A 9957-nucleotide genomic window follows, 5' to 3' on the forward strand; every position below is an offset into this window, starting at 1 on the left:
TATGTCTACAGTAAAAATTGGGAAATTAACAGATGTGGATGTTCGTGATTTATGGAAGCATGAACAATATGATTTTTCAAATTGGTTGGCAAAAGAAGAAAATATTAAACTTTTAGATGATGAGATTGGCTTAACGTTAATGGATATCAATAAAGAAGTATACATTGGATCGTATCGTTGTGATTTAGTCGCAAAAGATGAAACTACTGGTCAAATTGTGATTATTGAGAATCAATTAGAGGCGACAAATCATGATCATTTAGGAAAAATCATTACGTATGCAGCTGGTTTAGATGCGAAAACAATTATTTGGATTGTCAAAGAGGCTAGAGAAGAACATAAGGCAGCTATAGAATGGTTAAATAACAATTCGTCTTAAGAAATTGGATTCTTTTTGATTGAGCTTCATGCGTATAAAATCAATGTTTCTTTACCTGCACCTATGTTCAAGGTGGTAGAAAAACCAAATAATTTCACAAAAACGTCAAAACAAAATTATTCGGACAAGGAATTAAATCGAAGTCAAAATGAACGTTTAATGTTCTGGGAAGAATTTAATACAGTCATAGTTGCGAAGGGGAAGCCATTTAGTGTTAGAAAACCTACAACGGATCATTGGTATGATGTCGCAATTGGTACGAGTGAGGCTCATTTGGCTATTAATCTAGTAAATAAAGAAAATAAGATAGTTCTAGAATTGTATATTTTAGACAACAAAAAATTATTTGACCATCTTTATGAAGATAAAGAAAAGATTGAGAATACACTACAAATGAATTTTTCATGGGAAAGACTGGATGGAAAAAAAGCATCGAGAATCAAGCATGATGTATTGGGTTTAGATTTCTCGGATCATTCAAATTATCCGCAATTGATGGATGAGTGTATTGAGAAAATCTTAAAAATGAGAGATGTGTTTAAAAAATATTTATAGCTAAATTCTAATGCATGATGATGAATATTATTGTTTGATTGAAATTAATTAGGAGGTTCTTTATGACAGATAGAGAAGAGATAAAGGCAAAGTTACGTTCTAACTTTGATGGCAAAATAGTTCGAAAAGATTTAACAAAGAAAATTAAAGAGGGTGCCAATGTTCCTGTCTATGTGCTTGAGTTCCTTCTTGGTCAATATTGTGGTTCGGATGATGAACAGATTATTTCTCAGGGAATTGAAAAGGTTAAAAAGATTCTTGCGGATAATTTTGTTCGTCCAGATGAAGCACAGAAAACGTTGTCTGTATTACGTTCTAAAGGAATGTATACAGTTATAGATAAAATCACAATCAATTTAAATATTCGTACGGATCAATATGTAGCTGATTTTTCAAATCTAGGGATTACGGGAATTCCAATTTCGAGTGAATATCCTGAAAAGTATGATCGTTTATTATGTGGTGGCATTTGGTGTATTGTTCAATTGGAATACGTTTTTAATGAGCAGGATAAGCATTCAAATCCTATTAAGATTACCAAACTTACACCTATTCAAATGCCTCATGTCGATATCAACGATTTAAAAGAAGGTCGTAAATCTTTTTCAAAAGAAGAGTGGATAGATGTATTACTTCGCTCAATTGGTATGGAACCTGATCAATTGAATGAAAGAGAAAAGTGGTTGTTGTTACTTCGTTTAGTACCTCTAGTAGAGAATAACTATAATTTATGTGAGTTGGGTCCTAGAAGTACGGGTAAGTCTCATATTTATAAAGAGATTTCACCAAATAGTATCCTTGTGTCTGGTGGTCAGACTACAGTCGCTAACTTATTCTACAATATGAATAAGCGTACTGTTGGACTAGTTGGTTTATGGGATTGTGTAGCTTTTGATGAAGTGGCTGGTATTAAATTTAAAGATAAAGATGGTATTCAAATCATGAAGGATTATATGGCATCTGGATCTTTTGCCCGTGGCAAAGAAGAAAAGGCTGCCAGTGCATCTATGGTATTTGTAGGTAATATTAATCAAAGTGTAGATGTGTTATTGAAAACATCTTCATTATTTGATCCATTCCCACCTGAAATGGCTACAGATACTGCTTTCTTAGATCGTATTCATTGTTACTTACCTGGATGGGAAGTACCTAAATTTAGACCTGAACATTTTACGGATGACCATGGTTTTATTACGGATTATTTTGCAGAATTTATACGTGAACTAAGAAAATCACAGGAAAGTGATGCGTTAGACAAGTATTTTAAATTAGGTAAAAACTTAAACCAAAGAGATACTATTGCAGTAAGAAGAACGGTTTCTGGACTTGTAAAGTTACTTTATCCTGATGGCGAATATTCAAAGGATGAATTGGAGGAAATTCTTCGTTTAGCTTTAGAAATGAGAAGACGTGTTAAGGAACAATTGAAGAAAATTGGTGGTATGGAATTCTATGATGTCAATTTCTCTTATATTGATAATGAAACATTTGAAGAAAAATATGTTTCTGTACCAGAACAAGGATCGAGTACATTGATTCCGGAAGGAATGTGTAATCCAGGACAGGTATATACAGTATCAACTGGTAAATCTGGAATGATTGGTTTATTTAGATTGGAATCTCAATTGCTTCCTGGAAGTGGCAAATTTACATGTAATGGATTAGGAAGTGATAGAGAAGCTAGAGAGAGTACGCAAAATGCATTTAATTATTTAAAGGTAAATGGAAATCGTATTAGTCAATCTATTAGTACAACAACAAAAGACTATATTATTCAATATCAAGACTTACAAGGTATTGGAATGACAAGTACATTATCATTACCAACATTAATTGCATTATGTTCTATAGCTATTCAAAAATCAACCGTAAGTTCATTAGCTGTACTTGGTGATATTAGTGTAAGTGGTACTGTATCTAAGGTAGAAAACCTGGCAAATACTTTACAAGTTTGTTTAGATTCTGGTGCAAAGAAAGTATTATTACCAATCACTTCAGCAGTAGATTTAGGAACAGTTCCACCAGAACTTGTAGGATGTTTTAATTTAATATTCTTTAATAATGCAGAGGACGCAGTGTTTAAAGCTTTAGGGGTGGAATAGATGGGAACTATAACTAACTTAACTAAACGAAATATTATATCTTTATTTAAAAATGGATATACAAGTGATGATATATGGGGTTCCAATTATATAGAGTATGATTGTATTGGTGTTTATGAAAATGATTATGAATTTTTGGAAAGAATTTATGATTTAGATAATTTGCCAAGCAAAGATCCACGTTATGAAAATGCTAAGGCAGATATAATACATCATACAATATTAAATGATGATTATGATAAATGTTGGTTTTTCACCGATGACAGATTTGGCTTGTGTGGAGAAAATGATGAAATCTATCTTCATTTTTTATGTGAAATTTTTGATCCTTATGTGCGTGATGAATCAGAAAATTGGGAAAAATTTTTAAAGTTAGTAGATGATTTATTAAAAGAAGATGGTTGGGAATTGTTTGAATGTGGCAAAATTTCAGGTAAAGTAAAATTCGGATACCGAAGATATAATCCAGATAATTACCGATACATTCCTTTTTCTATTAGATATGAGAAACTTTTAAAAAACAAAAATTTAATTTTAACCATACCTATGTCTGTACGCGAAAAAATAAAACAATTTTTAAACAATTCAGATCAACAGTTAATAATAACAGATGATTCAGGTTTCAATTATAACTCATTCATATCAACTGAATTTTTCAATGATGTAAATAAGTTTTATGAGCCAAAATACTTTAATGGCAACAATTATGTTAGTACAGATAATATTAATAGTTTCATTATGGATAATTATCCTGAAAAAGTGTTCGATATTATAGAATATTATTCATATCAAAAGCAAGACGAAAGTTTTATAAAATTCATTAATACTATTTTTGATAATAGTGATTTACCTTTTATCTTAGAAGGTTTTAGAATAACAGAATCTAATTCCTTTAGTATTGAAGATTCAACTGACAAAGCAAAAATAAATGATGAAGATTTAAAAAGAATTATCGAATCAGCAAAAGAGTTGTTTTCTAAACATGAAATGGAATTGGCATGTGAAAAAATATGGGATGCTTTTGAAAGAGTGAAAACATATTATTATCCAGATATTAGTGACAAGAAAGGTTCAGTTGAGAAACTAGTTCGTGGTATAAGTCATGATTCATATTTTTATGATCTTTTCAATACTGAATTTAAAGCACTGACAGATATGGGTAATAAATTTCGAATTAGACATCATGAAAAAGGGAAAATTAATATTAACGATGAAAATTATTATGAGTATTTTTATAATAGATGCTTGTCTTTACTGATTCTAGTTTTAAATAGTGTAGAATCACAAACTTCTATATAAAACTATTTATAAATTATTTTGTAGTTATAAATCAATACGTGGTTTACATTTATTAATCCTATCAATAAAACTATGAAATCATTATAATTGTTATACAATATTTATATTAGGGGGAGAGTTACAAATGGAAATTAGTGTAAAATATGTATGTTTTTCCAATTATAATGATATTTTAGAAATTAAGATAAATAGCACTGTTTCTAATGAAAATTTTATAACATGCATATTGAGTAATAATGTTGAACTAATACAAGGTGAATTAATCAAAAAAATAAAGATGAATGATAGAGTTTATTCCTATTTTTATTGGTTTCATTTAAGTAATAGAAACTCATTTTTTTCGAGTATTTTAAAAATAATGCTAGATTCTGGATCTGCATATGAAAATGATGAGATTAAATATTATATTCTATATTCAGACGATGTTTGGGAAGAGTATATAGATGACTATGAATTAATGGAAAAATACTTTAATAGTGTGGATAATCAGGAAAATATTAATAATGTATATGATGCTTATATAGAAGGATTATGCAGTAATTACAAAATAGAAGATCCATATTTTATATTAGATGATGAATTAAGCCTAGAAGATTTTTCTTTCTTATATATTGATGATAGTAATGATGATATTGTTGAAGATGATGATGAAAATGATGAAGAATTTGAAACTAATACATCAGACTATTCATATTATGAAGAAACTAATGGATATGATACTTCTTGGTTAAGAATAACTCTCAGTGATTGGGACTTAAATTTTACATTAAATAACGAAAACCTTTACATAAAATTAAGAGTAATGTATCAAGGACGTTCAGGCAATATTTTAGATGATCTTCAATTATATGTGACATCTACTAATGGTAATAGCATTCAACCTTATGGTTATATTTCTGATTATGGTGAAATACCAAGAAAAATTGATATTTGGAGCGATAATGAGTACCATAATTTATGTTTAGCACCAGTATTTCCAATTAAAGAAGATAGTAAATATATTGAACCTGGCATGAGATTTACATTTTCATACAAAGATTTAAGAAAGAAATATTATGTTAGAAAAACGTTTATTTATAACGGTTATATTTTTGGTGATGAAGAATTATTCGCATACCCATTAAAATAAATGATAAAGGAGTTATTATGTACACAATATTATTTCCATCGGATTATTTTAATCGAAATAAAATCGATGCTGAATTAGAACAAGAATATGAGGCTGCTATTAAAGCAGGATTTGATGTAATGTTGTTTGATTATTCTTCTTGGTTTGAATCTAAAAAACTCGTGTTGAATCAAAATGTTGATTGTGATCTTGTTTTATATCGAGGATGGATGATGAAGCCAGAATTATATTGTGAGTTTGAAAAGCAATTAAAGGGTTTAGGATATTATGTAATTGTTGATTCTAGTTCTTATAAAAGACTACATGAATTTGTAAATGTATATCCAATTATACGAAATGATACAGCACCTATGATGAAGTTTCCTTTACATACAAGAATGGATGTGAAATTTCTTCAAGACATTTTTGGTCGTTTTATGGTAAAAGATTACGTTAAATCTGTAAAGGGAAGTGATTTTCCTGTTTATTTTGATTCAACAATTACACAATCTGAATTTGATGGTTGGATGGAAAAATTTTATCAATATCGCGGTGATTTATTAACGGGTGGAATCTGTATCAAGAAATACTTAGATTTAAAAAAATATGATAGTCATACAAATGAATATCGAGCTTTTTATTATCATAATGAATTGATGATTTTAATGAAGAGTTCAAATCAAAGCGATGCTTGTTGTAATCCACCATTTGAATTGATTCATAAATATAAAATATTAGATAGTCCATTCTTTACACTTGATTTTGCACAATTAGAAGATGATTCATGGATCATCATTGAGTCTGGAGATGGTCAAGTGTCTGGAATTACAGATTCAAGTCAAACTGAAACATTTTATAGAATGTTAAAAGAAAAAAACTAACCCCAGGAGCAAAGGCATCTCGAAATACATCTTACTGGCACAGCCAGCCCAGCTTTATCCATCACAAGTTAGTTTATCTATGTTTGATACTATATATTTTAAAAAAAATCTAGAATAAAAAGAAGATGATAATATGTTAGGAGCTATTATTGGTGATATTGAAGAAGCAGCTTATGCTTACTTGGATGAGCATTAAAAGATGTATTAAGAAGATGGAAGAAATATATGAGAGGTGACGAAACATGGATGAAGTAGTTGAATTATTATCTGATATTTTATCTGAGTTAAGAGATATGAATGAAAAAATCGATGAGCTTATAGAATATCATAGTGGAGATTGTGAAAGAAATGATGTGTTAGAGGAACTAAAAGGAATTAGTTATAATACTCAAAATAATAATGTGATTTCAGATATTTATAATGTAGTAACAGAAATTCAGGGTGATACTACTTATAATGATAAAATAGAAGAAGTTTGTAATAAACTTGATGATATTGATGATAGTATTAATAATTTAGGCTAGATTTTGTGGTATCATATAAGTAATGATATATCTTTCCAAATCAGTTATTAAATATAATGTGGCATTGTCTGATTTGAGATGATGCCTTTTATTTTGTGGGGTTGGGTTATGCAGGATTTTAAGTTACTTACTAGACAATTGTTAGAAACATATTTAGGTTCGGATACGTTGAGTGATGTTGCGATTCAAGATTTTCTGGATTCGAATGCGAGTATTATTGGTACGGGAAAACAAGAATTCTTTAAAAATATTGAGCACTTTTTAAATTCTTTCAAATTTAATGTGGAGAAACGTAAGGATATTCATTTTGAATTTAAAGATTTAAAAATAGAAGAAAATATTGTGGATGATCAATGTGTCTTTGTGTATGGATCCGTTCAAATTTATGGCCTTTATGATAAAGAAGTTCCAATTATGCAATTGGATTCTCGCTTTACTATTATTTATGGTGTAAGGGATGGAAAATGGAAGGTGCTTCATATTCATCATTCGATTCCGGACAAAGAACAATTGGAAGATGAAGAGTTTCCAATTACTTTAGGTAAGCAGGTGCAACAAGCTCGACATGAAGTTGAGGCATTATCGGCTGGGTATTCCTATATTTGTTTGATTAATCTAGAGACAGGTGATGTGGAATTAATTAAAGGAAATAATATTCCTGGCTTAAATGGACGCTATACTCAGACGGATCATAATATATTATTAGAGCAAGTAAATCGTTTGATTGCAAAACCATTTAGAAAGAGTAGTGTTGAATTTTATGATAGTAAGACCATCGGGTAACCAAAATCATTTAGGGTTTTAGCGCAATCATTTGGGGTCTAGTTCGGGGTCTGTGAATATTCGTTAAAATTTCAAATTCAAAAGAGATGTAAATCTGTATGTTGGTACATGCAGAAATGCATCTTTTTTTTAGTTGTGTTTTTCTTACTGTGATTATTAAATTGTAGTTATATTTTTATATTATTTTTTCTTATTATATGATCCGCGTTTTTTTCCTTTATTCTTTTTGATCTCATCTTTTGGTTTAGGAATACCTCTAACGCTTGGATTGTCTCTTGTAGCCCAGAGAATGCGATTGCGTGTATAATTAAAATCAGAGAATCCTCTCGATTCTCTCTTAAGATCTTTCGGCTTTCGGTTGAAAGACTCCATAGGTCCATTGGAAAGACGTGCATAGTATTCTTGCTCGTTTCTTGCACTCTTTCTATAGACCTTTACTTTAATAAAGGAATTAACGATAGGTTCCTTGTTCTTGATAAGAAACAAGGCAAAATCACTAAATATCGACTGATCTGAATATTTATATTTGTTGATCAAAGCGTTTAGATTTGTCAGTACATCGAATTCACTTTCGTATTCCTGATTGTTGAATTCAATATAATCCTCTTTTAGATCACGAAGCTTTTCAAAGTTTGGATCCAATTCTAGAAACATTTTCTCAATGGTGAATGTATCTACATTCATACCTAGCATTTTATGATAATAGCGTTTTGTTGAATAATTAATTTCATCATGGTTTTTAAGGATAACCCATTTATAGTTTTGTAACAGAATTACTTCTTTAGAAGGCTTTATAGATTTATCATCACGGTTCGTATCGTGATTTTTTTCTTTTAGCCTTTGTTCGTCTCTTTTTTTGTATCTCTTCATTACTTTGTAGATGTAAGTATTCATGCGAGATATTATAACCTTTACTACATGAAACGAATCGAGGATTGTGACCGCATTAGGAAAATACTCTTCAGGCATAGTAAGATAAGTCTTATAAGCATCAGATATTACACCTTTGACATTTAATCTTTCCTTAAGTGGAATAGATAGAAAGTAGTTTTCAAGTGTAGAATGCCATCGATTATGAACGATATCGATGATTTCTCCAGTAGAAAAATCCATAATGACAAATGCATATTTTTCGGTATTACTGATGTCCAGATATACTTCATCTACAGATATGTATTCAGGCAAAGGAAGTCTAGGAAGATCCACATAGCGCTTGAATATAAGACGGGCAGCAGAATCAGATATATTGAATTGAGCTGCAATCTCGGCTGTTGATTTAGTAAGAGTCTTGAATGCATTAAGAATCAAATATGGCGTGATATTTGAAGAATGTGAGTATTTATCCAAAAACGGAAAGGAATCATTCTCTGTGAGTCCGCACTCCTTACACACCCATCTGCGCTGGCGTACTATCAAGTAAGTGTTCATTGAATCCTGAGAGATTGGATGATTTACTTTACGAACATAGATACCCTTGGAATGCATACGAGACTGACACATAGGGCAAAGAGTAGGCTTTAAGTTTTTTTCGATATAAACAAATTTATCAGAACCGATGATTTCAATCTTAGTAACAGTGTATGTACCATCATCAGTCAGATTAAGAAGAGCCAGATAATTAGAATTTTGATTCGTGTTGTGTTCCATAATAAATTTTACCTCCTGAACAACGTAGAAAAACACAACACATTCATTATAGAAGATAAGATACTCTAAAAACTTTAAAAAGTTTTTAGAGCAGGTTATAAACGCCTCTAAATAATTTGATGTTAGCATATAAATAGGACTAGTCAAAAAGAGAAAATTTACACCAGTGGTACAATAGAAAGAGGATGATTCAAAGACAAAGGAAGGTAAAAGAAAATGGCAAATAAAAAGAAACAGTTTGATCAAGAATTTAAACAAAATGCAGTCAATTATTGTTTAACACATCCAGAACTAAGTCGTAAAGAATGTGCTAAAAATTTAGGTATTGGAGATAGTACTTTATACAGATGGAAGCAAGAAGCTAAAGCCAATAACAACCAGGCAACATTTAAAGGTTCAGGGAATCTAACAGAGGCTGAGCTTGAAAACAGACGTTTAAAACGTGAATTAAAGGATACGCAAGATGCTCTTGAAATTCTAAAAAAAGCCATCAGCATTCTGGGAGAATAACACAAGTTCTGTACTGTCTTGTTTCTGAAGAGTCTAAGGTCGACAAAGACTTTTCGGTGACTGGAGTGCTAAGTAAGCTACATTTGTCAAAATCAGGATATTACAATTATCTGCATCGAAAACCAAGCAAGCAATCTATATCTAAGAAAGAGAGAATGCAAGCGATTCA

General features: G+C 30.4%; 10 protein-coding genes. 9 read left to right on the forward strand and 1 reads right to left on the reverse strand.

From position 1 onward, the window contains the following. Window position 1 precedes the first annotated feature (1 nt). From H8911_RS12475 to H8911_RS06560, 8 genes are all read left to right on the forward strand, one after another. Entirely contained in the window at window positions 2–379 is a 378-nt protein-coding gene (locus H8911_RS12475) for a hypothetical protein (protein WP_222620979.1), read from the forward strand. Between the two features lie 15 nt (window positions 380–394). Next, window positions 395–934, forward strand: coding sequence for a DUF4268 domain-containing protein (locus tag H8911_RS12480; RefSeq protein ID WP_222620980.1), 540 nt, complete (start codon window positions 395–397; stop codon window positions 932–934). 62 nt (window positions 935–996) lie between these two features. Continuing rightward, on the forward strand, window positions 997–3036 hold the full coding sequence (gene brxL / locus H8911_RS06535) for a protease Lon-related BREX system protein BrxL (RefSeq protein WP_186999078.1): 2040 nt from the start codon (window positions 997–999) through the stop codon (window positions 3034–3036). Beyond that, window positions 3037–4335: an AbiJ-related protein gene (locus H8911_RS06540; protein WP_186999079.1), complete on the forward strand. Its 1299-nt coding sequence runs from the start codon at window positions 3037–3039 to the stop codon at window positions 4333–4335. A gap of 124 nt (window positions 4336–4459) precedes the next feature. After that, window positions 4460–5464, forward strand: a complete 1005-nt coding sequence (locus H8911_RS06545) for a hypothetical protein (protein WP_186999080.1) — start codon at window positions 4460–4462, stop codon at window positions 5462–5464. A 17-nt stretch (window positions 5465–5481) separates the two neighbouring features. After that, window positions 5482–6324 carry an ATP-grasp domain-containing protein gene (locus tag H8911_RS06550; RefSeq protein WP_222620981.1) on the forward strand — a complete coding sequence of 281 codons (843 nt, stop codon included), beginning with the start codon at window positions 5482–5484 and terminating at the stop codon, window positions 6322–6324. Between the two features lie 242 nt (window positions 6325–6566). Further along, window positions 6567–6848 (forward strand): hypothetical protein, encoded by a 282-nt coding sequence (locus tag H8911_RS06555; protein ID WP_186999081.1) that lies wholly within the window; start codon window positions 6567–6569, stop codon window positions 6846–6848. Window positions 6849–6956: 108 nt separating this feature from the next. Beyond that, the gene (locus tag H8911_RS06560) at window positions 6957–7631 is read left to right on the forward strand and encodes a nuclear transport factor 2 family protein (RefSeq protein ID WP_186999082.1); all 675 of its coding nucleotides are present in this window, start codon (window positions 6957–6959) and stop codon (window positions 7629–7631) included. A 180-nt stretch (window positions 7632–7811) separates the two neighbouring features. On the opposite strand, the gene H8911_RS06565 is transcribed toward H8911_RS06560, so the two are convergent. Then, on the reverse strand, window positions 7812–9278 hold the full coding sequence (locus H8911_RS06565) for an ISL3 family transposase (protein ID WP_186999083.1): 1467 nt from the start codon (window positions 9276–9278) through the stop codon (window positions 7812–7814). Window positions 9279–9494: 216 nt separating this feature from the next. Here H8911_RS06565 and H8911_RS06570 point away from each other — a divergent pair, with 216 nt between their 5' ends. Then, window positions 9495–9788 carry a transposase gene (locus H8911_RS06570; protein WP_154573171.1) on the forward strand — a complete coding sequence of 98 codons (294 nt, stop codon included), beginning with the start codon at window positions 9495–9497 and terminating at the stop codon, window positions 9786–9788. Window positions 9789–9957: the final 169 nt, after the last annotated feature.

Source organism: Holdemanella hominis, from assembly GCF_014306155.1.
GTDB lineage: Bacteria > Bacillota_I > Bacilli_A > Erysipelotrichales > Erysipelotrichaceae > Holdemanella > Holdemanella hominis.

Coding starts and splice junctions, on each gene's coding strand:
- H8911_RS12475 (WP_222620979.1), top strand. CDS start 2: ATGTCTACAGTAAAAATTGGGAAATTAACAGATGTGGATGTTCGTGAT.
- brxL (WP_186999078.1), top strand. CDS start 997: ATGACAGATAGAGAAGAGATAAAGGCAAAGTTACGTTCTAACTTTGAT.
- H8911_RS06540 (WP_186999079.1), top strand. CDS start 3,037: ATGGGAACTATAACTAACTTAACTAAACGAAATATTATATCTTTATTT.
- H8911_RS06545 (WP_186999080.1), top strand. CDS start 4,460: ATGGAAATTAGTGTAAAATATGTATGTTTTTCCAATTATAATGATATT.
- H8911_RS06550 (WP_222620981.1), top strand. CDS start 5,482: ATGTACACAATATTATTTCCATCGGATTATTTTAATCGAAATAAAATC.
- H8911_RS06555 (WP_186999081.1), top strand. CDS start 6,567: ATGGATGAAGTAGTTGAATTATTATCTGATATTTTATCTGAGTTAAGA.
- H8911_RS06560 (WP_186999082.1), top strand. CDS start 6,957: ATGCAGGATTTTAAGTTACTTACTAGACAATTGTTAGAAACATATTTA.
- H8911_RS06565 (WP_186999083.1), bottom strand. CDS start 9,278: ATGGAACACAACACGAATCAAAATTCTAATTATCTGGCTCTTCTTAAT.
- H8911_RS06570 (WP_154573171.1), top strand. CDS start 9,495: ATGGCAAATAAAAAGAAACAGTTTGATCAAGAATTTAAACAAAATGCA.